The sequence below is a fragment of the Peptoniphilus asaccharolyticus DSM 20463 genome (genome assembly GCF_900176115.1).
Classification (GTDB): Bacteria; Bacillota; Clostridia; order Tissierellales; family Peptoniphilaceae; genus Peptoniphilus; species Peptoniphilus asaccharolyticus.
In genome coordinates this window covers 340,254-365,835 of sequence record NZ_FWWR01000009.1, presented here as the reverse complement: position 1 = coordinate 365,835, position 25,582 = coordinate 340,254, and the positions used below count along the sequence as shown (strand labels likewise).

Below are 25,582 nucleotides of genomic sequence, written 5' to 3'. Positions count from 1 at the left end.
CTTCTTCAATTTCATACCCCCATAATCCTTTTTATTATATCATAACTAATTGCATACTGAACACTCGTTTTACTTAGGACACAAAAAAAGACAGTAGTTAAACTACTGCCTAATTTATAAATTTAATTAATCTTCAAATTTAAGTCCACCTAGAAGATCTCCTAATGCTGTGTTGATGTTTGATTCATTAGATTGTTCTTCATATTCTTTAACTTCTTTAGGTGCCTTAGGTTGTTTTGGAGCTCTAGCCTTAGGTTTTTCTTTAACTACTTCTTCCTTAGGTTCAGCTTCAACTTTTTCTTTAACTTCTTCAACAACTTCTGGCTCTTCATCTTCGATTAGAGCTTTCATTGATAGAGAAATTTTCTTGTTTTCTTCATCGATATCTGTAATCTTTGCAGTTACTACTTCACCGATAGTTAATTTATCAGATGGTTTTTCGATGTGTTCTTTAGAAATTTGAGAAACGTGAAGAAGTCCGTCTACTCCTGATTCAAGTCTTACAAAAGCTCCGAATTCAAGAATGTTAACTACTTTACCTTCTACTACATCTCCTACTTTTACAGATTCAGTGAATACATCCCATGGTTTTTTAGTTGTTTGTTTTAATCCAAGAGCGATTCTGTTTTTGTCTTCGTCTAAGTTAAGAACTTCAACTTCAACTTTTTGTCCTGGTTCAACAACATCTGATGGGTGTTTAACTCTGTTCCAAGAAAGTTCAGAAATGTGGATAAGTCCATCTACTCCTCCAACATCTACAAATGCTCCGAAGTTAGTTAATCTTTGAACAGTACCTTCTACTACATCTCCTACTTTAAGAGCTGAGTAAACTTCTTGTTTGTTCTTTTCAAGTTCTTCAGTTTCTACATTCTTTCTTGAAAGAACGATTTTTCTCTTTAACTTATCAAAATCTATAATTTCACAAGTCATTTCTTTTCCAACATATTTAGAAAGATCTCTTTGGAATCTAACTGATGCATGTGAAGCTGGAATAAAAGCATTTAGTCCATTAAGGTCAGCTGTTAGTCCACCTTTAACTACAGATTTAACTGTTACTGTAACTCTTTGGTGATTGTTGAATAATTCTTCAATCTCATCCCAAATTTTTAGGCTTTCTACTCTCTTATAAGAAAGTACTACATTGCCATCTCCATCATCCATTTTCATGATGAATACATTGATCATATCGCCAGGTTTGAATAAATCTGATGGTTTTACATCAGTGTTATTTGAAAGTTCTTCTCTTGAAATAATTCCGTCTGATCTGTATCCAATGTTTACCATTACTTCAGTATCATTAACGAAAAGAACTTCACCTTCTACAACTTCTCCTCTTTTAATTCTTTTAAAAGAGTTTTCAATTGCCTCCATCATTTCATTGTTGTCAAAATTTTCCATACTACTAACAGCCTCCTCGATTACCGAACGAGGTGTGGATGCACCCGCGGTAATACCTATTTTTACAAAATTTTTTATATTATATTTTAGGTCCTTAATCGACTCTAATAAATATACATTTTCACAATGCTTTTTCGCAACTTCATACAATTTTTTAGTGTTAGAACTATTTTTTCCCCCCAACACTATCATAGCTTCTACCTTTTTCGCTAATTCAATTGTACTTTCTTGTCTTAATCGCGTAGCATTACATATAGTATTATAAACTATAATTTCATTATTTAAAATATTTTTTAGTGAATTTACTAATATTTCAAACTTTTCAGGTATATTTGTTGTCTGAGAAACCAAAATAGTTTTTTTATCTTCTATTTTGTTTAGAGATAAATCCTGTCCTATTATTATTCCCTTGTCATCAGCATAAGAATTTATTCCAATTACCTCAGGATGATTCTCGTCTCCAAATATAACTACTTGGTATCCTTGTTCATAGTGTTCTCTAACTATAGAATATATCTTAGTTACTTTAGGACACACACAATCTATAATTTCATTGCCATTTTGCCTTAGCTCATCTAAAATTTGCTTTTTCACACCATGGCTTCTTATAATCACTTTTGAATTTTTTACATCGGTGTTGTCTATGCTCATAACACTTTTGTCACTAAGTTCTTTAGTTACCACTTGATTATGTACAAGCTCTCCGTAACTATAGACACCTTCATCTGCATTTTTAAAAGCTAAATCTACAGCTCTTTTTACTCCTCCACAGAAACCAGCATTATTTGCTACTATTATTTCTATAAATATCAACTCCATAATAGATAGACTTTAGTAAGTCCACCGTATGTTCTTTATACTCCAACTGTGTCGGTTTATTCAAATAAGATAAATCAATTGGTTTTCTAACGTGTAATTTCATTTTTGTAAACGGAATATATGAACCCTCAATAAAAACCGGCACAATCAAAGCTTTAGCCTTATGTGCTATAACAGTCACCCCAGATTTACCCATGTTTACATCTATATTTTTTACCCTAGTTCCCTCCGGAAACACACCTAAGACATCCTCTGTTTTAAGCACCCTTAAAGAAGTCTTTACAGCAGCTATATCAGATGCTCCTCTATCAACCGGGAAAGCATAAAAACTTGAAATTATCTTACCTAACAATGGATTTTTAAAAAGTTCTTTCTTAGCCATCCAATGTATTGGCGTCTTTATTGCTCCTGATACAAATATGGGGTCTAAATTAGATTTATGGTTAGGACATATCATGTACGGCCCTTTTTCCGGTAAGTTTTCTATATTTACAATTTCAAACCTGTGAATTAGTTTAAAATAAATCCAGAGTATTACTCTGATAATTCTATATCCCATTTTATCCTCTTATAGTATTTAACATCTTATCAAGTGTTTCTTCCAATGTTATGTCGGCGCTATCTATAAATATAGCTCCTTCAGCTTTTACAAGAGGTGAGTTTTCTCTGTTCATATCATTAAAATCTCTGTCTTTTAAATCAATTAACACTTGTCCAAACTCAGCTTTTTCGCCTTTTTCTATAAGTTGGTTGTATCTTCTTTTGGCTCTAACTTCAACCCCTGCATCCAAATAGAATTTGTAGTCCGCTTCAGGCAAAACTACTGTTCCTATATCTCGTCCTTCCATTACAACAGAACGTTTTTTAGATATTTCTCTTTGTTTTTGAACTAAAAACTCTCTAACTTTTAAATTTTTAGAAATTTTTGATGCAAGCTTTGAAATTTCTTCTGTACGAATTTTATCTGAAACGTCTTCACCATTTAAAAAGACTTTATCGTCATGATAGTCTATTTCTACCTCATTTATAAAATCAACCGGTTCAATCCCTGTTTCTTTTGAGTGTAAAGCTATCGCTCTATACATAGCTCCTGTGTCTACATAAGTTATATTGAGTTTATCAGCCAATAGTTTTGCTATTGTACTTTTACCACTACCACTAGGTCCATCTATTGCAACTGAATACATATTTCCTCCAGACGAATTGTCAAATCAAATGCAACACCTATGGTAAGAGACCAAAAAGTTCTTCTTTAGGTGTTTTATATTTTATACATTTTCTAGGTCTATTATTCATTAAACTTAAGTTATAATTTAATTCATCAATATTCACTTCTGATAAATCCATACCCTTAGGATAAAACTCCCTCAAAAGTCCGTTACTATTTTCATTTGTACCTTTTTGCCATGCACAATAGGGATCACAAAAATAAGTTTTGCATCCTAATTCTTTTTCTATTTTCTCAAATTCTGAAAATTCTTTACCTCTATCAAAGGTTATTGTTTTTACTAATTCTTTTGGATAATCTTTTAATGCATTTATTATTGCTGGTGTTACGCTTTCCGACTTTCTATTTTCAACTAGGATTGCTATATAATATCTAGATTTTCTTTCTGCTAAAGTTACGAAACAACATCTACTTTTCCTTTTATGATCTAATCTGCCTGATTCCACTGTATCTGCTTCCCAGTGGCCTAATTCTTGCCTTCTGTATATCTCTTTAGGTCTTTTCTTAATTGTTCTACCTTTATCATTGAATTTTCCTCTTTTTTCTGCTGGCCTTTTAAATTTAGCTTTTCTTCTCAAATTTTTCATACTAGTTTTTGGCAGCTTTTTGGCGTGTATCATTCTATATATCGTTGATGTAGATGGTAATTCATGAATCTCATTTGTGTTTCTATTTGATATTTGTTCAGGGGACCAATGTTCGTTAATCTTTACAGTTAAATAATCAATAACATCTTTAGAAAATTTACTTTTTCTATGGCAGTCTTTTCTTCTATCAATATATTTATCATTTGCCTTTATCGGAAAGTACTTAGTGTAACTTCCCCTACTAACTTTTATCTTAGATGAATTTCTTTTAATTTCTCTAGATATTGTACTAGGTGACCTTTTAAGTGCTTGTGCAATTTTCCTTATACTCATTCCTAAATTTAAAAATTGGTAAATACAAGATCTTTCTTCTATGGTAAGATGGTTATAGCTCATAGTTAATCACTCCTTTTAATATGTTTTGTTTGGTCACTTACATATTAACACAGCTGATTAGCTATGAGTTTATTTATGTTGCACTTGTTATGATAAATTATCTCCACAAAAAAATCACTGCTTACACAGTGATCTAAAAACTTATTCTTTTCAACACAGTTATAGCTCTCCAGATACACTTCGTATTATTTCATTATAACTTAAAAGTTACAATTAAACAATAGATTTTATCAATCATTTTCTATTTTTGAAGAATTTATTCCCGCTAAATAGCCTGTTGAATTTGCAAGTTGTAAATTATATCCACCTGTCATTGCATCTATATCTATAGTTTCACCAGCAAAGTACAATCCCTTTACCAATTTTGACTCCATAGTTGATGAATCAATCTCAGATGTATCAACTCCTCCGCTAGTTACTATCGAAGTGTTTATATCCATTATGGATTTATATTTTAAATTCAAATTCTTTATAGATTCTACAAGATTAGCTCTATCCTCTTTTGAAATCTCATTTACTTTTTTATAAATTTTAATGTTTGCAGATTTTAAAACTATATCTATCATTTTTTTAGGCAAGAGATTTTTTAGAGCATTTGAAATATCCTTATTTTTAAATTCTTCAAAATCTCTTAGTATTCTTTTATCCAAAGTTTGTCTATCCAATGCCGGTTTCAAATCTAAAAATAGTTTTATATTTTCTTTTCTATTTATTAAACTTGAAGTTCTTAAAACTATAGGACCTGAAACTCCATTGTGCGTAAATAACATCTCTCCAAACTCCGAGCTAATTTTTTTCTTTCCAGAAAAAGCATTTAACTCAACATTCTTTAAGCTAAGTCCAGCTAAATCTGTACAATCCATATTAAGTAAAATCGGAGAAAGAGCTGGCTTTAGTTCAACTATCTTATGTCCAAACTTTTGAGCAAACTTATACCCATCCCCAGTTGAACCAGTAGATTTATATGAGATTCCTCCGCAAGCTATAATAACTCTATCAAATAACTCTCCATCTATATCAAACTGATCATCTACCTTAGTTATCTTTCTAACTTCCGTATTAAGTCTGATCTCTACATTATTGTCTCTCAACATTTTCTCATAAGTTTTTATTACATCAGATGACTTATCAGAACTTGGAAAAACTCTATCTCCTCTTTCAATTTTTAATTTGAGACCATAGCTTTCAAATTTCTCCATTACATTTTCATTTGTAAATGTGTAGAGAGCTGAATATAAAAATTTTGGATTTCTATTTATAGAGTCAAAGTACTCAGAGATATCCCTTGCATTTGTTAAATTACATCTACCCTTGCCAGTTATAAATAACTTTTTCCCTAGCTTTTCATTTTTCTCAAACAGTATTACCTCTGCTTTACAAACAGCAGCAGCCATCATCCCTGCTGCTCCCGCTCCTATTACTGCCACTCTCATTAAACCACCCCTATTTTAAAAATAACCGGTGGATTGTTTACTTGATTAAAAAATTCTATTCTTTCCACTTTATATTTTTTCTGATCTAATTCTTTTAAAAATTCATTTAGTGAAGTTCTCTCTTCTAAAGAACCCTCATGTCCTAAATACGAAACAACCACAACTATCCCATCCTTGGAAATTTTTTCAATTGCGCATTCAATAGATTTAATGGTGCTAAGAGCTTTTGTAACAATCGTCTTATCTGACTTCGGCAAGTAACCTAAATTGTAAATTACAAAGTCCAATTCACCATCTATTTTTTCGAATACTCTGTCATGAGATATTTTATATAGCATGTAGTTGCTATATCCATTTTCTGTAAGTAATTTTTGAGTTGATTCTATGGCTTCTTCTTGAATATCACATACATATAAAAATCCTTTTTCACCCAATTTTTTAATAAGCTTTAAAGAGTCATTTCCTCTTCCGCAAGTAGCATCTAAAGCTATCCTACCTTCTAAATCCATTTCTCCTAATATCTCATCAATTACATCTGAAAATTTTGAATTCACTAACATTTTTTGGTCAACTCTTTTAAATATTCAACTTCTTCTTCGTCAAGTCTTCTGTAGTTTCCTATTCTCAAATCACCCAACTCTAAGTTTCCTATTTTTACTCTTTTCAACTTTTTAACCGGATGACCTATTCTTTCACACATTATCTTTACTTCATGATTTTTTCCTTCATGAATTTTAATTTCTAATATGCTATCACTGTCAAACTTTTTCAATACTTTGACTTTTGCGGGGGCAAATTTTTCTTTTCCAACTTTTATTCCAACTCTTAGCATATCTAATTCAGTTTTATTAGGCGTGCCATCTACAGTTGCAATATATGTCTTTTCTACAACGTTTGAAGGATGCATTAACTTGTTGGTCAATTCTCCATCATCAGTCAATATGATAAGACCAGTTGTATCAATATCAAGTCTTCCCACAGGATATAGTCTATCTTCAGACTCTATTAAATCCACAACTGTAACACGTTTTTTTTCATCTGAAACAGTAGATACAACTCCCATAGGTTTATTTAAAATATAATAAGAATGATTTTTTATAAGTCTTAATCTTTTAGAGTCTACATAAACCCTATCTTTACTAGTTACTATACGACCCATTTCAGTGACGATTTCGTCATTCACCTTAACTCTACCTTCGGCTATCAATTGCTCACATTTTCTTCTAGATGCAACGCCACTATGTGCCATAAACTTCTGTAATCTCATTATATTTCCTCCAAAAAATTCGTTTCATAACTTTCATCATCAATAGTTGGTAATTCCTCTAAACTCTTTAATCCAAATTTTAACAAAAAGTCATCTGTTGTTTCATAGATGTTCGGCTTTCCTATTTTTTGCAATTGCCCTGTTATGGCAATTAAGTTTAAGTCAACTAAATTTTTCAAACTTGTATCGCACTTTACTCCACGAATTTCTTCTATTTCAATTTTTGTAATAGGCTGTTTGTATGCCACTATTGAAAGTACTTCCAACGAAGCTCCCGACAGACTCTTAATATTCTTTTTAGTTACAAATTCATTTACATAGTCATAATTCTCTGGCTTTGTCGACAACGTATATGCTCCATTTATATCTGTAACTCTAAGTCCACTACATCTATCGGCATATTTTTCCTTTAAATAATTTATCGCTGCTAACACGCTAGAATCAGAAGTCTTAACTGCCTGAGATAATTCTTTAACAGTAACAGGCTCTGCCCATGCAAATAAAATACTCTCTATTATTCCACTTAAAGTTTCAATTTCCATAATTCAATTCACTTTCTTCTTGCTTTGGTATGACTAATATATCCGTAAGCTCTTCATTTTGTGTCAAAGTTAAAATTTGTAACTTACACATTTCTAATAATGCTAAAAAATAGGATACAATTTCTTCTCTCATAGCAAATTCACTTAAAAGTTCTGAAAAATAGAAATCTACATTTAACTTTAACTTTTTATTAATATTATCCATACATTTTTTAACTGAAAATTTTTCCATTGGTATGATTCTCAGCTCATCTTTCTTGCCATACCTCTTTAGAATATTATTAAAAGTCACTGCCAACTTACTGGCATCCACTTCTTTTAAAAAACTCAAGTCATCTAAATATGAAAAATCTTCTTTTAATTTAAAAAAAGATTTCATCTCATATTTTTCTTGCTCTCTTAAAATCTCTGTAGCTTTTTTAAACTTTTCATACTCTAAAAGTTTTTGAACTAATTCATCTCTCGGGTCTTCTGTCTCTTCTTCATCTTCTTTTTTAACAGGCTTTGGAAGAAGCATTTTCGATTTTATTTCAAGCAATGTACTAGCCATAACTATAAAATCACTTGTAAGTTCTAAATTTAATTCCTCAACTGCTTTCATATATTCCAAAAACTGTGAAGTTATTAAATTTATTTCTATATCATATATATCTAACTCATTCTTTTTAACTAAGTCCAAAATCAAATCATAAGGTCCGTTATAAATTTCAAGTTCTATATTGTAGCTCATATCATCAATCCAATAGTTATAAATTTTTCTAATACAAATTGTATTACCGGTGATATTAAAGTTGTTATAAATCCAGAAAAAATACCAATCACTAATAATATATAGATATATTTTTCATTTGTCAGTATAAAATCTTGAACGTCCTCTGAAAAAAATGATAGTAATATCTTAGACCCATCTAACGGTGGTAGTGGAACCAAGTTAAAAACTCCGAGCATGACATTGTACCACATTATTTCTCTAAAAAGCATAGAAAGAACTTCATTTGTATAAGCTACTTTGACAAATACTACAGCAGCTATTAAACCTATTATAAAATTAGTAAATACTCCAGCTATAGACACTACAAATAAACCCAGTCTTCTATTTTTAAATTCTCTCACATTTATTGGCACAGCTTTGGCCCAACCAACTCTAAACAAAACCATAAACAATAATCCCATAGGATCAATATGATTTATGGGATTAAAAGATAGTCTTCCATTTCTCTTTGCAGTATCATCTCCAAATGCATAAGCTGCAAGTCCATGTGCAAATTCATGAGGAATTATTGCAATAAGTAGCGCAATAATCCTCACTCCATATACTAATATAATATTACTGTTCATGCTTTATCACTTTCAAAATAAGTTTATCTGCTCCAACTTCTTGGTTACTAAATTCAAATGCTTTTAAAACTTCTGCTTTTATTTCTTCTGCATTTTCTTTTTTAGTATAAAGAGTAGCTAATAATTCTCCTTTTGAAACTTTGTCTCCTATTTTCTTATTTAGAAGTATTCCTGCTCCTAAATCTAATTCACTTTCCTTAGTTTCTCTTCCTGCTCCCAAGTTCTTAGATGCTTCTCCTATTCCAAGAGCGTCTATTCCCTTTACGTATCCATCAACTTCTGAAACCAATTCAAACTTTGGAGAAAGTTCAAACTTGCTGACATCTTCAATATAGCTAACATCTCCACCTTGAAGTTGTACAAGCTCTTTCAATTTATTAAATGCCTCTCCAGATGCTATCTTTTCTTCTAGAATAGCTCTGGCTTCTCCTTCTGTCTTTGAATGTCCTGAAACTAATAAAAGTTTTTCTGCTAATTCCATTGAAAGTTCATATAAATCTTCTGGACCTTCTCCTCTTAATGTGTTTATAGCTTCTATAACTTCTAAACTGTTACCAACAGCTCTACCTAAAGGTTGGTTCATGTTAGTGATTACAGCTTGAGTATTCTTACCGGCTTTTTCACCTAAATTTACCATCATTTCAGATAATTCTACAGCATCTTCAACAGTCTTCATAAATGCTCCAGAACCAACTTTTACATCAAGAACCAAACAATCAGCTCCAACAGCTATTTTTTTACTCATTATTGAACTTGAAATCAAACTGACATCATTTACAGTAGCAGTTGTATCTCTAAGAGCATACAATTTCTTATCCGCTGGAGTAACATCTGTAGTTTGTCCACAGATAGCTATTTTTATTTTGTTTGTATTTTCTATAAATTTGTCTATATCTAAATCTATACTTAATCCTGGAATAGATTCTAATTTATCTAGAGTTCCACCAGTATGTCCAAGTCCTCTACCACTCATCTTTGCAAACGGAATTCCACAGCTTGCAACCAATGGTCCTAAAACTAAAGTTGTAGTATCTCCTACTCCACCTGTAGAATGTTTATCAACTTTTTTACCTTCAATTTTGCTAAGGTCTATAGTGTTCCCAGACTCTATCATAGAATTAGTTAAGTTGAATGTTTCATCTACATCCATTCCCTTTAGACAAATTGCCATAAGAAGTGCTGAAACTTGATAATCAGGAATATTCCCATTTGTATATCCATCTACAATATACTTTATTTCTTCTGCTGAAAGTTTTTGTCCTTCTTTTTTCTTTTCGATAATTTCATAAGTATTCATTACATCACCTCTATAATTCCTTGCACTAAGTTTTTAAAATCTTCCTTGATTATATTTGAAACTTCTATAACTTCTTGATGGTTTAAAGGTTGATCTAAAATTCCTGCTGCCATATTTGTTATACAAGAGATTCCTAAAACTTCTATCCCTCTGTGTCTTGCAACAATAACTTCCGGAACAGTACTCATACCGGCTGCATCAGCTCCTATAGTTCTTGCAAATACTATTTCAGCAGGTGTTTCATAATTAGGGCCTGTGAAATACATATAGACACCTTCTTGTAAATTTATACCAAGTTTCTCACCAACATCCTTAGAAAGTTCTCTAAGCTTATTTGAATAAGTATATGTCATATCCGGGAATCTTGGACCTTTTTCATCGTTTGGACCTATTAATGGATTTTGTCCTGAGAAATTAATATGATCTTTTATAAGCATTAAATCTCCAGGTTTGAACTCTTTATTCACTCCACCACAAGCATTAGTAACTATCAATGTCTTTATTCCAAGATCAGCCATAACTTTGATAGGGTACACTACTTTATCAATTCCCTGACCTTCATAGAAGTGAATTCTACCTTGCATAGCAACAATATTCTTTCCTCTTACTTTTCCAAATATCAAGCTGCCTTCATGCCCTACTACTGTTGATGTTGGAAATTCAGGTATATTTTTGTATGGTATTACAATTTTATCTTCTATTGTCTCCCCAAAATCACCTAATCCAGATCCTAATACAATTCCTATTTCTGGTTGAACGTTAGTTAAACTCTTTATATACTCTATTGATTTATTCATTGTTCTTTCTCCTAAACTCTTTATAATATAATATTGATGCCATAGTTTTAGCATCATTTATTTCGCATCTATCTAACATCTTTAGAACATCTTCAAATTTTACTAATTCAAGTTCTATAAATTCATCTAAATCTAAATCTTGTTCGTCCAATTTCAAACCCGAAGCAAAGAATACGTGTATCTTTTCAGTGCAAAATCCTGGACTTGTATAAAATTCAGACAAATATTCAATGTTTGAAGCAATATATCCCGTTTCTTCTCTCAACTCACGCAGTGCTGCTTCTTTAGGTAATTCTCCTATTTCGATAAGACCAGCGGGAACTTCGTAAATTTCCTTTTCTATTGCCTTTCTATACTGCTTTACCATTAAAATTTCGTCATTATCTGTGATTGCAACTATACTTACAGCTGCGGAATGTTCAATAATTTCTCTTTTAGAATATTTTTTATTAGGCAATTCAACTGTATCTACTTTCAAACTCAATATTTTCCCGTCATAAATTTTGTCAGTTTTTATTGTAATTTCAGTATTATCCATTAATTTCTCCTTTTGAAATAAGTTCACGTGCCGCATCAATTGCTGTATCAGTTATCTCCATTCCACCTATAAGTCTAGCTAATTCATTAACTCTTTCTTCTCTGTTCAACTTTCTAACAGTTGAAATTGTATTTAATTCACTAGATGTCTTTTCAATTAAATAGTGGTGGTCTGCTAATGATACTATTTGTTGTAAGTGGGATATGGCTATTATCTGTCTATCTTTAGATAAATTCTTTATTTTTTTACCGACTAACATAGCCGTTTTACCACTTATACCCGTATCTATCTCATCAAATATCAAAGTTTGAATATTATCTCTTTGAGCTAGTATAGATTTAAACCCTAACATAATTCTGCTCATTTCTCCACCAGATGCAGTCTTAGCCAAAGGTTTGAAATCTTCTCCCAAGTTAGTTTTTATCATAAATTCCAATCTATCTATTCCGTCTTTAGACAATTCTTTTTCATTGAAATCCACTCTGAATTCTGCATTTTTTATAGATAGTTCAATTAATTCATCTCTAACTTTAGACTCCAATAACTTTGTAGCTTTTTTACGATTTGCAGAAATTAAAACAGCAAGTTCTCTAGCCTTCTTTTCAACTTTAGATATCTCTAATTCTAATTTTTGTAAATTCTTTTCAAAGTTCTCTAAAAATTCTAATCTATCATTTATTTCTACAAAAAATTTGTTTATATCATCTACTGTTCTGCCGTATTTCTTTTTTAAACTGTTTACTAAATTCAGTCTGCTTTCTAAATAAGAAAACCTCTCTGGATCAAGCTCTATCCTCTGTGTATAAGATTCTAAATTAGCTGCTAAATCTCTAAGTCTATACCTTAAGTCTTCACTTTCTCTATATTCTTCTTCAATAGCACTGTCGAATTTATATACATATGCTAGCGATGAAACAACTTCATCTATAAGTTGCTCTACAGACCCTTCATCATAATTTTTTAGGATTAATGTCGCTTTTGAAAGCTCTTTTATTATATCCGTAGAATTATCTAATTTTTTAAAATCTTCTTCTAACTCTTCATCATCATACTGTGTTAGATTTGCATCTTCTATTTCTTGAACTTGATATTTTAGTAAATCTATTTCTCTTTCTCTATCATTTTCTAAAGAAGATTTTTCTTTTAATTCACTCTGTAATTTTTTTAATTTTTCGAACTCTTCTGTATAGGCCTCTATTAGATTTCTTTGTTCTTTTCCAGCAAATATATCTAACATTTCCCTTTGATTTTCATTTGCCATTAAAGATACACTCTCGTGTTGGGCAAATATATCTATCAACTTAGAAGTCAATTTCATAACAGTGCTATTATTTACTGTTCTTCCATTTATTTTAGAAATCGCCGGACGATCTAATTTTATTTCCTTAGAAATAATTATTAACTCTCCAGCTTCAAAATCAAGCTCTTCAATTTCATCAAAGGAATCATAGCAAGTAAAGATAGCTTCGATATATGCATAATCTTTACCCTTTTTTATTACATCCTTATTGGTCCTCTGCCCTAAAACCATTGACAATGCATCTATTATAATAGACTTACCAGAGCCTGTTTCTCCGGTAAGTACATTAAGTCCTTTGCCAAATTCAACTCTGAGATCTTCTATTATCGCAAAATTTTTAATACTCAGTTCAAGTAGCATATACTAAACCTCTTTAACAATTTCATCAACATCCACTAGAATACTTTCTTCACAAGATTTTTCTAAGTAAATTAAGAATTCTCTATTCCCTGTAGTTCCTCTAATCGGAGAAGTCGTTAAGCCTTTTATTCTAAAGTTAAGCTCGTTAGTTGTAGAAACAACTTTCTCTATTACTTCTTTATGTACTTTTATATCTTTTACTATCCCTTTTTTTCCAACTTTTTCTTTTCCAGCTTCAAATTGAGGTTTTATAAGAGCTACTACCTCTCCACCGTCTTTTAAAATCTCGTATACATTTGGAAGTATTAAATCAAGAGATATAAAACTTACATCAATGCTTATAAAATCAACTTTTTCAATTGAATTTACATCGAAAGTTCTAAAGTTTGTCTTTTCCATGCTAACAACACGTTCATCAACTCTTAATTTATAATCTAGTTGATTCGTTCCAACATCTATTGCATAGACTTTTTTAGCACCATTCAATAACATACAGTGAGTAAACCCACCTGTAGACGCACCTATATCTGCACAAACCAAGTCTTTCAGATTTATGTCATATAACTCTATTGCCTTTTCTAATTTAAACCCGCCTCTACTCACATACTTAATGCCCTTTGATTTAACATATATTTCGGCATCTTCATCAACTAATTGACCGGGTTTTTCTACTCTCTGAGTTTTGATAAATACTTCTCCACTCATTATTAATCTTTTAGCTTTTTCTCTTGATTCAGCTCCTCCAGTTTCGTGGAGTAACATATCCGCTCTTACTTTAGCCATTAATAATTCCTTTTCACTAAACTCTTAGTTAGTTCTTCCAATTCTTCTGTATCATACTTTAGTTTTCCAAGTGCAACCATAGCTCTTTCGCTATACTCATCAACTCTAGTCTTAAGTTCTTCAACATTTATATAATTCAAGATGGTATTGTTGTCTTTTTCAATATCATCTTTAGCATCAAGTATATCATCTCTCATCTGGTATGCCATTCCCAAACTATTTGCAAACTCTTCAAACTCAGTTATCTCTTCATCATTAGCCCCGGCTATTATGGCAGCAGAAACAACAGCTGCACGTATAAGCGCTGCTGTCTTAAGTTTATACATAGTTTCACAAACTTCTAAATTGCGAACTTCTGAGAAGCCAAGGTCAATAACCTGACCTCCAACCATTCCATGAACTCCCGAAGCTGTGAACATATACCTCATAGCTTTCAAAGCTCTCTTTAATTCTTCTATATCTTCAATACTCTCTAATTCTCTTGCCAAGACTTCAGTAGCCATATTGAGTAGTCCATCTCCAGCTAAAATTGCTATAGCTTCTGAGAAGACCTTATGATTTGTTGGTTTTCCTCTTCTTATATCATCATCGTCCATTGCCGGCAAATCATCGTGTATTAGTGAATATGTGTGAATCATCTCAATAGCTGTTGCAAAAGGCAACACTTTTGTATAATCCTCACCCGCAATTGACCTATAAACCATCACCGCCATCAAAGGACGTACTCTCTTACCACCTGATGACAAAGAATACAACATAGATTCATAAACCTTTTTTTGATATTCGTCGATAGAAGTAAAATACTTAAATATATGATTTTCTATTATTTTTATGTCTTTGTTATAATCTCTCTGTATCATTATTGCCTCTCAAAATCTTTCTCAACTATAGTATCATTCTCTTGCATCAAGACTTTTATTCTACCTTCATATTCATCTAGTTTACTCAAACAAAATTTGTATAGTCTTAAACCTTCTTCATATTTATCAATAGAATCTTCTAAAGTTATTTCTCTTGATTCTAATTCTGAAATTATAGTTTGTAGCTTTTGAAATGCACTTTCATAAGTTTCATTCATACTATTTCTCCTCTATGTCAAATACCTTAGATTTAACTACTCCATCTTTAAAATTTATATGCAAAACTTGATTAGATTTTACTTGTTTTATGCTTGTTATTAGCTTCCCATTTCCATCAACAGTATACATATTAGAGAATTTTGTAGTCCTCAATTTTTCTCCAATCTTTAAAACCAAATTGCGTTTTCTATTTATCTTGGTTTCCACTTTTAAAGATAGCTGATCTTTAGATTTATCTAAAATTTTCACATCAGAATTTATCTTATCAATCAAGCTTTTACCCTTGTTAGATAAATCTAAACTGATTAACTTTTTTCTATCTGACTCAATACTTCTGTAAATTGTCTTATTCAACTTTAAATTTACGTCTCTTAAATTAAAATATTTATCTTGTGTGAGTTTATCTAATTTATACAATTCAAAATATCTTTTTAATATTCTTAACTCTTCTTTTTTACTTTCGAATAGCTCTAATTTTAAATTTCCTCTTAAATTAGATAATTCTCTTTTATTTTCAAATAAAAATCTATTAAATTCTCTATCAAATACATTTATAACTTTATTTAATTCAGTTTTCTTTGAATATACCGTTGGTAATTTTGAATTGAGAACTCTTTTTGAAAAATTGAGTTCTACCTTCTCTAAATTGATTTTATCTCTACTCTTTGTAGATAATTTTGATTTTTCTATATCCAAATTGAATCTATTGCTTTTAATCTTTTCAAACACATTGTTTTTTATAATATTAAAGCTCAAATCTAAATGTTGTCTTAATTCATCTTTGGACAGAGAAACTATCTCCGCGGCTGACGAAGGAGTTGGCGCCCTAAAATCTGCAACAAAATCACTTATTACATAGTCTATTTCATGTCCTACAGCCGATATAACCGTCTTTTCCATAGAATATATATATCTAGCTATACCTTCATCATTAAACGCCACTAAGTCCTCATAGGAGCCTCCACCTCGGCCTACTATAACTACATCCACATCAGAATCTTCAAAACATTTTAATCCCTCTAAAATACTTTGAACAGCCCCCTCGCCTTGGACAAGTGCCGGATATAACACTATGTCTATTGAAGAATTTCTTCTCTTTATAACATTTATTATATCTTGTATTGCAGCACCTGTTGGAGAAGTTACAACTCCAACTTTTTGTGGAAAAGCCTTTAATTTCTTTTTTGGCTTTGAAAACAAACCTTCTTCTTCTAACTTTTCTTTAAGTCTTTCATAGGCTTCTTTTATATTTCCATTTCCCTTAGATCGAAGTTTTCTAATAAAAAAAGTTACTGATGCATCTTTTTCAAATATTGCAATAGCTCCGCTTGCTATAACTGAATCTCCATCAAAGGGTTCATATTCTAAATTATCTACATCCGTATAATATATGACAGCTCTAATAAATGCTGTGTCGTCTTTTAAAGTCAAATAATAGTTGCCATTTGAGTGTTTCTTTAAGTTCGATATCTCTCCCTCAACATCAATATTTGAAAGCAGATAATCCATAGCCACATATTTTTTTATATATTTATTTAATTCTCTAACTTTTATAGCCTTCATATCCATCACAACAAATTCAACTTAATTTTTATTTTATTGCCATAAACAATAAAAACCGAGAGCTTCCCCTCGGTTAATTTATACTTCTATAAATACTACCTAAAATTCCATTAATAAACTTCTGAGATTCGCTACTTCCATAAACTTTAGCTATTTCTATAGCTTCATTTATAGATACTTCTTCAGGGATATCATTTCTATAAAGCATTTCAAAAACCGCAATTCTTAAAATAGCTCTATCTACCCTTGCAAGTCTCTTTAAAGACCATCTTTCAAGATTTTTTTCTATAACAGAATCTATTTCTTCTATATTGTCTATAAGTTGCGGAATAGCTGCATTTATATATTCAATTTCGTCATCACTAAAAGAAAAGTTTTCTAAAAATAATTCAAGCTCTTCTGCATCAAACTTTCCGACTAAATCCATTTGATACAATAGCTGCATTTGACCTATTCTTGCTTTTTTTCTGCTCATTAATTTCTTACTTTCTCTTTTTCCGGTACTGCAATTCCACTAACATGAACATTAATCTCAACCACTTCAAGTCCTGTCATGTTCTCGATAGCTTCTTTTACTTTTTCTTGTACCACTTTAGCAATTTCTACTATATTTCTGCCGTATTCAACAGTTATGTGAGTATCTATAACCGCTTCTTGTTCTCCAACTGATACTTTAACTCCACGACCAACATTCTTTACGCCCAATATATCTGTAACAGAAGATTTTAAACTAGCTTGCATTTTTACAACTCCGTCAACAGACTCTGCTGCAAGAACTGAAATTGTAGCAAGAACATCTTCTGATATCTTTACATCTCCAGCTGAAGCTGTATCTACTAAGTATTTTTCAGACATTTTGCACCTCCACACTTTAGTAAATTTAATTATATCAAATCTACACTATGTATTCAATTTTTTTAATAATCTGTTTATCTATAATTAATTTTAGACATTTAAAAAGGGCCCTTAGGCCCAAATTTAAATTTATTCTTCTATTTCTACTGAATCTTCTAATTCGTCATCATAGAAAAGATCATCATCGAAATCATAATCTTCATCGTATAGATCGAAGTCATCATCATAGTCTTCATCTTCATCATATACATAGTCTTCAAGATCTGATAAATCTTCATCTAGTAAGTCAAGATATTCATCCATATCTTCTTGTTGACTTTGAATTTCTTCAACTAATTCTCCAAGTACATCAATAAGTTCAACTAAAATACGTCCTTCTTTTGAAGTTTCATCAATCTCGCATCCGTCTGCTAGACCTTCTAGATAAGCAATTCTTGCTTTTAAGTTTTCCATAGTTTCCTCCTAATATTCTAGATTATACTCTAGACATGTACTCCCCTGTTCTTGTATCAATTCTGATAACATCGCCTGTATTTACAAAGAGTGGAACATTTAGGGTAAATCCTGTTTCAACTGTAGCAGGTTTAGTTCCACCTGAAGAAGTGTCTCCTTTAACTCCTGGCTCAGTTTGTGTTACCTCTAATTCAACAAAGTTTGCAGGTGCAACTCTAAATGGTTTCCCCTTATAAAAATTAATAACAGCTACATCATTTTCTCTCATAAAGTTAAGAGCTTCTTCTACTACACCTTGTTCCAATGGAATTTGTTCATAAGTTTCATTGTCCATGAAATAGTAAAGTTCTCCATCATTATAAAGATATTGCATTTCTTTAGTTTCTATAACTGCCTTTTCAAATTTTTCAGATGGGTTAAAAGTTGTTTCTCTAGCTCCTCCTGTAAGCACTGATTTAATTTTTACTCTAACAAAAGCAGCTCCCTTACCAGGCTTAACGTGTTGGAAATCTATAATTTCATAAACATCTCCATCCATTACGAACGTAACGCCCTTTCTTAAATCACCTGCTGATATCATAATTTACCTCCTAAATTTTCTCTCCATTTTATTATAACACATTACAAATATCTATTTAAATAGTTTTTACTTCTTTTCTTTAGACATATACTTAACTGTAGGTTCAATAAAGTCTTTTAAATTTTTATAGAACATATTTAAATTTCTGTAATTATACTTCGCAGTTATGTAATTCTCAGATACTTGATCATAATTAAGTGTTAATCCATCAACCTCTATATTATAATGCCCCAAGCTGTGAATGTCACTTTTTAAATTTAAAATCCCGCTAATTTTTACATTTCCATTTAGCACTATAGAATCCACATTAAAAAATGCCTTTGCAGTTATATCATTCAATATGTAAAGACGTCCTCCTCTTTGCTCGACATAAAATTTATCATGCTCATAACATCTATCTAATTCTTTGTTTAGCTCAATGTCTTCAAAAAACATTATATTCCCTCCAACTTTAGCCACATATACATCAGTAGATGGTAAAGTAATATTTTTGTCATCTGCTGGAACTATACTTCTCTTTAACTTATCTATCTTTCCCCTGCTACATGATTTTCCGTTTACACTACATGTTCTCGGGCTGATTACACTAATCCCAGAAGAATAAACTTCATTAACTATTGTCCCATAAGCATGACAATTGGATTTTATCTCTTTATTTGATGTAGTGGCACAAATATCAAACGTGGGCGGATCGTTTCCGACTAATTTGCCTTCAATATTTACTTTATTTTCAAATATATCAAACTCTTCTTTGCAAGCTTTCTTTTTATATAAATCTTCTATTTTTTCTTTAAAATTTTCAGAATAAATAAATTTAATTATTGCCGACTCTGCATTATAGTCAGCTTGTATGGCATCTGTTGAACTCTTTTGTACCATAGCACTTTCAGAAACTATATTCATTAAAAAAGTTATAGAAATAAGCCCTAAGCTCATTATTAAAACCGTCGTTATTAATGCATATCCCTTTTTCATTAAATCACTCTCTGTTTCTTATAGCTACCAATATCTCTTTACTCTTTCCATTTAACATTTTGACATTTATAAGCACGTAGTCTTCTGTGCACTTTATATCAAATTTTTCCACTCTGGATATAAGCGCATTACTCCCCCTATTTCTCCTTATTTCATTTTTCTCCAAGTCAAAATATACAGTATCTTGAACATATTCATTGCCTTTATTCTCAACTCTTTTTCTATTTACAATCTTAAAACCATATTGTTCATCTGCGACAATTTTTTGAGCGCTTTCTATCTCATCTCTTATATAGTTTTCAAAAAAATATAATTCGTTTGCAATTTCCTCATCCACGCTATTTTTTTGAGTAGCTGATACAAAATGCCCTACTGTATTGCCCAACAAAGAAAATAGTATCAAAGATATTCCTACAACCATCACCAATTCAATCAGTGTGAATCCCTTTTTTGACAAGTTTTTTAAGTTCATATTTCTCTCCAAAACTTACACTAACTTCAAATAAATCTTCCGAAATCTGTTTTGTCTTCACATTTACATCATGGTTTTGAAAACCCATTACTTCTCCACCATTTATTTTTACAACAGTCTCTTCCATTGCATTTTGTAATTTATTATTTATATTTTGAACCTCATAAATTTTGCTTCTAGAATTATTTAAATTTATATACGCAGAAACTATGGATGAGCCTAAAATAACAATCACTCCTATAGCTATCACCAATTCAATTAAAGTATATCCCCTTTTGGTTTTCACTTTATCCTCACCTTTCCAGTCACAGGAGCTATAGTCACTGTATATGTTTTCTTATCTGTTCTAAAATCTATTGTTCTTCCTGCCTCATTAGATGATACTCCTCTTCTTGTAAAAACTATATCTTTAAAGTCCTTAGTTTCTGGGACTAATTCCAAGCCATTTGGCAATTCCTTAAAAAACTTCTCTCCATTCAAATCATATTCATAAGACGTAGGAGTGATTTTAACTGTTATTTCAGAATTATTTGATATTGCAAATCCTCGCGCAACATTCAAATCAGCTATAAAGTTTTTTACAGCTATCTTTTGTTTGTAAGAATTCACTCCTCTTATGCTGCTAAGCCCAACACTGAAGAGTATAACAACTATTCCTAAAACCACTACCAGTTCAATTAAAGTGAATCCCCTTTTCATATTTCTCCCTCAATTGTAAATGACAATAAGTTTTCTTCAGCTTTTTCAAATTTTAAATTAAATTCTTCCAAAGTGTCATCATATAGTTCAATTTCATTTCTGCCTTTTGAGATCATAAATACAGAGTCTTTAATTTCAACTACAGCTGAAGTGTCTAGATATGAACTTATGCATATTTTTAATCTTTTAAATCTTTCCGTCTTATTTACTTCAATAGGAATAATGGAATTTTCTTTTGCATCATAGTAAATATTAAATCCATCTTCAAACCTGCTAATCATTACATCACTTATTTCTTCATTCTTTAATTTGCAATCATCAAAGTCTATTTTGAAGATATTTTTAGTTTCTACCACTTTCTCTTCTTCTTGTTTAGAAATAATTTTTTCATCGAAATTTTCTATCTTCTTATTTAAAATCTCTTTTTCTTCTTTATGTAATTCTGTTTTTCTTTTACTCTTCTTGTCAGTTACCGAACTTTTTGACGCTTTATTATCTTTATTTTTCAAATCATTCTTTAAAGTATCCAACTTAGTTTTTTCTATTTCATTATTCTTATCATTAAAAAATTTATTTCTAACGCTACCTTCACTTGCAACCATTTGAGGTAATATAGAAGAATTATTACTTTTAAAACTAAAATTGATTTTATATCCTTCTCCGTCTTGCAAAAGTATGGCATCATTGTAGCTATAGTATTTTGACAAATTCATTATCTTATTAACTTCATCACTTTTTATATCCATAGCTATTGTTTTATTATCCTCTACAGTGCTTATAACAGCTTTTGGAAACTCATTTATAAATCCTTCATTATCTTCTAGAATTGGTTTTTCATTTTCTATTTGCTCCAGCTTATCTTCGCTATTCAGTTTCATATTTTTTATATCTAACTTTACACTTTCTGTTTTGTATTTATACTCTTCTATATTTTTTATCTTTTCAGAAAATACTACAGAATAAATTAGAAATTCAACAATAAGAAAAACTAAAACCGCTATTAAAACCTTTTCCCTTTTACTAAGATTATTTATAAAATCCATAATTCACCTCTAAAAAATCCAACAATATTCGCTGCATGTCCAAATGAGTTTTTTCATTAGGATGTACCCCATCAAATAGTTCTCCATCTTTTAAAGTTTCATAATAATTTAAAATCTTAAAATCTCCATCTATTGCTTTATATTCCATTCCAAGAGATTCTAACTTCCTATTTATCCCCTCTGGATTGAATAAAAACCATAAATTTTCTGTATCAACTGCATGAGGCACACAGATTAACACATTTGATTCTGCCATTTCTAAAATTTTTTCGGTATTGCTCACCACTTCTGCAACTGGTAGACCATTTAGAAAGTCATTCAAGCCATAAAATAATATTAATAAATCACAGTTTAAAAAACTTTCAATTCTATTTAACACTCCTCTCGAAGTATCTCCATTAATTCCAAAATTATTAAATTGTAGATGTCCGGATTCTATATCTATAAAAGACTTACCCTCTACTCCAAATCCTCTTACTATAGAATCTCCCACAACATTTATAATTACCTTGTCCATGTATCCACCAACTCTTCTCCTCTGTTCTTTCTAGATAATTCCATAAGTCCTAACCTAGTAAATCCATGCACTTTTGTGTTCTTTCCATCTCTCTTTAATTCTTTTTTCAGTAAATTTAATATTTCAGTTCTATTTTCTTCCTTGGTATCTATATAATCTATTATTATTGAACCGGAAATGTTTCTAAGTAAAATTTGTCTAATTACTTCTTTTGTAGCCTCTAAATTAATTTTCTTGGCAACTTCATTTATAGCGTTTCCATTGTATCCTTTTGAGTTTACGTCTATCACGGTTAGAGCTAGTGTTTTTTCAATCACTATACTTCCTCCGTTTTTTAATACTATTTCTTTAGCTACTAAACTATTTAATCCCTCTATTAACTGAGGATTGTATTTAAGCCTAAATCCCGTGTCTAATTTCGATAATCCAATATCTTTGTACTCCAAATACAACTCTCTATCATTAAATAAAATTTCTTCTGCTTTAGCTAAATCTATACGGTCAGTGATTGGCTCGCTATATATCAATTTTGGTGTTGGCAATCTATTAATTTCCAGTTTCAAATCATTTAATTTATTTAATAGTTCAAAATATTCAGATTTTAAATCTTCAAAACTTTTATTTTGAGATTCCGTTCTGAATAGAATTCCTTTAAATGAATTTTCGTTTGCCCAATTCAACAACTCTTGTTTCTTTTGACTATCCATTTTTGAAGATGCCTTTACAAAATCATCATCAAATAAAATCATACTCAATCCCGTAACAGAAAGTGTTGTTGTAACTTTTAATGCCTTATCTTCTTCATCAGGAACTTTGACTACCTTTACAAGTATGTTTTCACCTTCATTTTGAGATATTTTCTCTTGTGTAAAACCAGTGTATCCCTCTAAATTTATAAAATTTCCTATACCCTTAACTTTCTTTTGGACGCTTCCTCTATATATATTATTTATCGGATCGTTTAAAACTTTAATACTCTCTATTCTATTGTCATACCCTACTATTAAATTTGCATATGAATCCACGTAATATTTCATATAAGATTATTCTCCAAAAAACTATAATAAACCCTATCACCTATTATTATATGGTCCACTAAATCAATTCCAACTATTCGTCCAGATTCTACCAATCTTTTTGTTAAATTTATATCTTCTCTCGACGGAGTGATATCTCCTGAAGGATGGTTATGTATGGCTATTATAGTGTGTGCCGAACACTCTATAGCCGTTTTAAAAACTTCTCTTGGATGCACAATTGTACTGTCCATTGAACCTACAGATATCCTTCTTATGGCTTCAATTTCCTTTTTGGTATTAAGAATTGCTATTCTAAATTCTTCTACTTTTAAGGAACTCATATCTTCCATAACATAATCCGCTATTTTTTGTGGAGAATTTACCTTGGTCTTTTTGAAAACCGACTCTTGGCTCATTCGCTTTGCAAGAGTTACAGCTGCAAGTATCATGCAAGCCTTGCTCTTACCAATCCCATTTATAGATGTCAAATCAGAAACACTTATATTTTTTAAAGCACTAATGCCCCTGTAGACTTTCCCATCATCGATTAAAGTGAATTTATTCAATATCTCTTGTGACAATTCAACTGAAGTCTTAGTTTTGTTTCCAGTCCTAATTATCAATGCAAGTAATTCAGCATTAGAGAGTGCTTCTGTGCCTAACTTCAAACATTTTTCTTCCGGTCTATCTTCCTCAGGCATTTCTTTAATACTAAAATTATCTTGCATATCTCACCTCTTTAAAAAATCTATATCCAAATCTTTATTTAAAACATCAGACAACTTTGAAATCGGAAGTCCAACCACATTGAAAAAATCTCCGCTTATGCTATCCACTAGTAGACTTCCATACCCTTGAATTCCATAAGCCCCTGCTTTGTCCTTATATTCAAGTGTATCTAAATACTCTTCTATTTCAAGTTCTGTCAAATTCTTGAATTTAACTTCTGTTCTCTCATAAAATATTTTTTTATATTTTTCTTCTAAACACATAACAGCACAACCTGTTAGTACGTCGTGTGTTGTTCCAGAAAGACTAAGTAACATATTTTTTGCATCTTCTCTATCTTTTGGTTTCCCAAGAGGCCCATCTTTATATACTAAAGTATCCGCAGCTATAACAATAGCTTCTTCGTTTTCTTTAGCCACTTCATACGCTTTATTAAATGCTATAGACATTACATTTACATCTTCAGATACATTGTAATCGTAAATTTCTTTTACAGATTTACTCACTATATCAAAATCAATAAACTCTGAAAGCATCTCTCTTCTTCTTGGCGAATTAGACGCAAGAATAATTTTTCTATTCATTTATATTCCCCTTAAATGTTTTACTTAAATTTTTAACTGCATAATCACTAGTTATCCCAACAAAATATCCAGTAAAAATCCCTATTATTAATAGTATCGGCAGATAAGACACAATTTTAAAAGTCTTAAGCACAACACAAGCCGCCAATACTTGACCTATATTGTGGAAAGTAGAACCTATCAAACTAACTCCAACATTTGAAATATATTTCTTTAAAAATTTATTTGATATGGACATACTAATTGCACTTAGCATTGCTCCTGAAAAAGAAAATATAAAACTTGTAACAGAACCCGTAACGACCATAAGTAGTACTGATTTAAGTCCCGCAACTGCTATTCCCTCTTTATTTCCAAAAAACAATATAGTGATTAGCACAACCATGTTTGAAAGCCCAAGCTTCGCACCAGGTATTGCAATAGGTGTTGGTATCATCATTTCAAACAAGCCAATAACTAAGCCTACAGCCACCAATAATGACAAAAAAATTAATTTTTTAACTCTCAATGAAGCACCACATCCACTTCTTCACTATTTTTATTACCGCTGTCCTTATTTTCCAAAGAAATTATCAATCTATTTGGCAAACATATTATGGATTCGCCAGCTCTTGTTATGTGGCCCATGTGTATACATATTTGATCTTTGCAACTTGACTCTACCATGTGCACCCCATCATTTGTTATAGCAAAAGTATTTTTGCCGTATTTATTATCTATAGTATAGAATTGCTCTTTATCACTAAGTGTATATTTGCCTTCTATTTGACCATTTACACTCACAACAACTTGCTTTTCAGCAGCTTCAACTAAGTTATTTTTTGAAACTAAAAAAATACTAGTTGATAAAAATAAAATCAAAGCAACAACTATATAGTCTCCTTTTTTCATATTACACCTCAACTAAATTATATCATACTAAAAAATATAT

Annotated in this window: 33 protein-coding genes; all 33 read right to left on the bottom strand. The window is 30.9% G+C overall.

Features of this window, described 5'->3' with window-relative positions:
* Positions 1–126: 126 nt before the first annotated feature.
* On the bottom strand, positions 127–2,217 hold the full coding sequence (locus tag B8869_RS02430) for a bifunctional 4-hydroxy-3-methylbut-2-enyl diphosphate reductase/30S ribosomal protein S1 (RefSeq protein ID WP_084230157.1): 2,091 nt from the start codon (positions 2,215–2,217) through the stop codon (positions 127–129).
* The gene (locus tag B8869_RS02425) at positions 2,180–2,776 is read right to left on the bottom strand and encodes a lysophospholipid acyltransferase family protein (RefSeq protein ID WP_084230156.1); all 597 of its coding nucleotides are present in this window, start codon (positions 2,774–2,776) and stop codon (positions 2,180–2,182) included. The genes B8869_RS02430 and B8869_RS02425 overlap by 38 nt, the downstream gene beginning before the upstream one ends.
* Before the next feature lies 1 nt (position 2,777).
* A complete protein-coding gene (gene cmk / locus B8869_RS02420) occupies positions 2,778–3,404 on the bottom strand; it encodes a (d)CMP kinase (RefSeq protein ID WP_084230155.1) in 627 nt (208 codons plus the stop codon).
* Positions 3,405–3,441: 37 nt separating this feature from the next.
* Complete coding sequence (locus B8869_RS02415) at positions 3,442–4,428, bottom strand: IS30 family transposase (protein WP_084229742.1); 987 nt, start codon at positions 4,426–4,428, stop codon at positions 3,442–3,444.
* Between the two features lie 230 nt (positions 4,429–4,658).
* The gene (locus B8869_RS02410) at positions 4,659–5,861 is read right to left on the bottom strand and encodes a BaiN/RdsA family NAD(P)/FAD-dependent oxidoreductase (protein WP_084230154.1); all 1,203 of its coding nucleotides are present in this window, start codon (positions 5,859–5,861) and stop codon (positions 4,659–4,661) included.
* Entirely contained in the window at positions 5,861–6,421 is a 561-nt protein-coding gene (locus B8869_RS02405; protein ID WP_084230153.1) for a tRNA (mnm(5)s(2)U34)-methyltransferase, read from the bottom strand. The genes B8869_RS02410 and B8869_RS02405 overlap by 1 nt, the downstream gene beginning before the upstream one ends.
* Positions 6,415–7,128, bottom strand: a complete 714-nt coding sequence (locus B8869_RS02400) for a pseudouridine synthase (protein ID WP_084230152.1) — start codon at positions 7,126–7,128, stop codon at positions 6,415–6,417. Before B8869_RS02400 ends, B8869_RS02405 begins: the two co-directional genes overlap by 7 nt.
* Complete coding sequence (scpB, locus tag B8869_RS02395) at positions 7,128–7,670, bottom strand: SMC-Scp complex subunit ScpB (protein WP_084230151.1); 543 nt, start codon at positions 7,668–7,670, stop codon at positions 7,128–7,130. Before scpB ends, B8869_RS02400 begins: the two co-directional genes overlap by 1 nt.
* Positions 7,660–8,400, bottom strand: coding sequence for a segregation and condensation protein A (locus tag B8869_RS02390; RefSeq protein WP_084230150.1), 741 nt, complete (start codon positions 8,398–8,400; stop codon positions 7,660–7,662). Before B8869_RS02390 ends, scpB begins: the two co-directional genes overlap by 11 nt.
* The gene (locus B8869_RS02385; protein WP_084230149.1) at positions 8,397–9,008 is read right to left on the bottom strand and encodes a site-2 protease family protein; all 612 of its coding nucleotides are present in this window, start codon (positions 9,006–9,008) and stop codon (positions 8,397–8,399) included. Before B8869_RS02385 ends, B8869_RS02390 begins: the two co-directional genes overlap by 4 nt.
* Positions 8,998–10,305: a pyrimidine-nucleoside phosphorylase gene (locus B8869_RS02380; protein WP_084230148.1), complete on the bottom strand. Its 1,308-nt coding sequence runs from the start codon at positions 10,303–10,305 to the stop codon at positions 8,998–9,000. The genes B8869_RS02385 and B8869_RS02380 overlap by 11 nt, the downstream gene beginning before the upstream one ends.
* Positions 10,305–11,102: a purine-nucleoside phosphorylase gene (locus B8869_RS02375; RefSeq protein ID WP_084230147.1), complete on the bottom strand. Its 798-nt coding sequence runs from the start codon at positions 11,100–11,102 to the stop codon at positions 10,305–10,307. Before B8869_RS02375 ends, B8869_RS02380 begins: the two co-directional genes overlap by 1 nt.
* Entirely contained in the window at positions 11,095–11,640 is a 546-nt protein-coding gene (locus B8869_RS02370; protein WP_084230146.1) for an NUDIX hydrolase, read from the bottom strand. Before B8869_RS02370 ends, B8869_RS02375 begins: the two co-directional genes overlap by 8 nt.
* Entirely contained in the window at positions 11,633–13,300 is a 1,668-nt protein-coding gene (gene recN, locus B8869_RS02365; protein WP_084230145.1) for a DNA repair protein RecN, read from the bottom strand. The genes B8869_RS02370 and recN overlap by 8 nt, the downstream gene beginning before the upstream one ends.
* A 3-nt stretch (positions 13,301–13,303) precedes the next feature.
* Positions 13,304–14,083: a TlyA family RNA methyltransferase gene (locus B8869_RS02360; protein ID WP_084230144.1), complete on the bottom strand. Its 780-nt coding sequence runs from the start codon at positions 14,081–14,083 to the stop codon at positions 13,304–13,306.
* Positions 14,083–14,943, bottom strand: coding sequence for a polyprenyl synthetase family protein (locus tag B8869_RS02355; RefSeq protein ID WP_084230143.1), 861 nt, complete (start codon positions 14,941–14,943; stop codon positions 14,083–14,085). The genes B8869_RS02360 and B8869_RS02355 overlap by 1 nt, the downstream gene beginning before the upstream one ends.
* Positions 14,943–15,161 carry an exodeoxyribonuclease VII small subunit gene (xseB, locus tag B8869_RS02350; RefSeq protein ID WP_084230142.1) on the bottom strand — a complete coding sequence of 73 codons (219 nt, stop codon included), beginning with the start codon at positions 15,159–15,161 and terminating at the stop codon, positions 14,943–14,945. Before xseB ends, B8869_RS02355 begins: the two co-directional genes overlap by 1 nt.
* A gap of 1 nt (position 15,162) precedes the next feature.
* A complete protein-coding gene (xseA, locus tag B8869_RS02345) occupies positions 15,163–16,725 on the bottom strand; it encodes an exodeoxyribonuclease VII large subunit (protein ID WP_159445226.1) in 1,563 nt (520 codons plus the stop codon).
* Positions 16,726–16,798: 73 nt separating this feature from the next.
* On the bottom strand, positions 16,799–17,200 hold the full coding sequence (gene nusB / locus B8869_RS02340; RefSeq protein ID WP_084230140.1) for a transcription antitermination factor NusB: 402 nt from the start codon (positions 17,198–17,200) through the stop codon (positions 16,799–16,801).
* A complete protein-coding gene (locus tag B8869_RS02335; protein ID WP_084230139.1) occupies positions 17,200–17,580 on the bottom strand; it encodes an Asp23/Gls24 family envelope stress response protein in 381 nt (126 codons plus the stop codon). Before B8869_RS02335 ends, nusB begins: the two co-directional genes overlap by 1 nt.
* Before the next feature lie 129 nt (positions 17,581–17,709).
* Entirely contained in the window at positions 17,710–18,033 is a 324-nt protein-coding gene (locus B8869_RS02330) for a CD1247 N-terminal domain-containing protein (RefSeq protein WP_084230138.1), read from the bottom strand.
* Positions 18,034–18,055: 22 nt separating this feature from the next.
* A complete protein-coding gene (gene efp, locus B8869_RS02325; protein ID WP_084230137.1) occupies positions 18,056–18,613 on the bottom strand; it encodes an elongation factor P in 558 nt (185 codons plus the stop codon).
* Between the two features lie 66 nt (positions 18,614–18,679).
* Positions 18,680–19,588, bottom strand: coding sequence for a hypothetical protein (locus B8869_RS02320; protein ID WP_084230136.1), 909 nt, complete (start codon positions 19,586–19,588; stop codon positions 18,680–18,682).
* Between the two features lie 4 nt (positions 19,589–19,592).
* On the bottom strand, positions 19,593–20,060 hold the full coding sequence (locus tag B8869_RS02315) for a type II secretion system protein (RefSeq protein WP_084230135.1): 468 nt from the start codon (positions 20,058–20,060) through the stop codon (positions 19,593–19,595).
* Complete coding sequence (locus B8869_RS02310) at positions 20,017–20,346, bottom strand: type II secretion system protein (RefSeq protein ID WP_159445225.1); 330 nt, start codon at positions 20,344–20,346, stop codon at positions 20,017–20,019. Before B8869_RS02310 ends, B8869_RS02315 begins: the two co-directional genes overlap by 44 nt.
* The gene (locus B8869_RS02305; protein WP_084230133.1) at positions 20,343–20,759 is read right to left on the bottom strand and encodes a prepilin-type N-terminal cleavage/methylation domain-containing protein; all 417 of its coding nucleotides are present in this window, start codon (positions 20,757–20,759) and stop codon (positions 20,343–20,345) included. The genes B8869_RS02310 and B8869_RS02305 overlap by 4 nt, the downstream gene beginning before the upstream one ends.
* On the bottom strand, positions 20,756–21,802 hold the full coding sequence (locus B8869_RS02300; RefSeq protein WP_084230132.1) for a hypothetical protein: 1,047 nt from the start codon (positions 21,800–21,802) through the stop codon (positions 20,756–20,758). The genes B8869_RS02305 and B8869_RS02300 overlap by 4 nt, the downstream gene beginning before the upstream one ends.
* Positions 21,786–22,319 carry an SGNH/GDSL hydrolase family protein gene (locus tag B8869_RS02295; RefSeq protein WP_084230131.1) on the bottom strand — a complete coding sequence of 178 codons (534 nt, stop codon included), beginning with the start codon at positions 22,317–22,319 and terminating at the stop codon, positions 21,786–21,788. The genes B8869_RS02300 and B8869_RS02295 overlap by 17 nt, the downstream gene beginning before the upstream one ends.
* Positions 22,307–23,356, bottom strand: coding sequence for a ribonuclease E/G (locus B8869_RS02290; RefSeq protein ID WP_084230130.1), 1,050 nt, complete (start codon positions 23,354–23,356; stop codon positions 22,307–22,309). The genes B8869_RS02295 and B8869_RS02290 overlap by 13 nt, the downstream gene beginning before the upstream one ends.
* Entirely contained in the window at positions 23,353–24,066 is a 714-nt protein-coding gene (gene radC / locus B8869_RS02285; RefSeq protein ID WP_084230129.1) for a RadC family protein, read from the bottom strand. Before radC ends, B8869_RS02290 begins: the two co-directional genes overlap by 4 nt.
* A 3-nt stretch (positions 24,067–24,069) precedes the next feature.
* Entirely contained in the window at positions 24,070–24,651 is a 582-nt protein-coding gene (locus tag B8869_RS02280; protein WP_084230128.1) for a Maf family protein, read from the bottom strand.
* Positions 24,644–25,159, bottom strand: a complete 516-nt coding sequence (locus B8869_RS02275; RefSeq protein ID WP_084230127.1) for a Gx transporter family protein — start codon at positions 25,157–25,159, stop codon at positions 24,644–24,646. The genes B8869_RS02280 and B8869_RS02275 overlap by 8 nt, the downstream gene beginning before the upstream one ends.
* Entirely contained in the window at positions 25,156–25,542 is a 387-nt protein-coding gene (locus B8869_RS02270) for a NusG domain II-containing protein (protein WP_084230126.1), read from the bottom strand. Before B8869_RS02270 ends, B8869_RS02275 begins: the two co-directional genes overlap by 4 nt.
* Positions 25,543–25,582 lie beyond the last annotated feature (40 nt).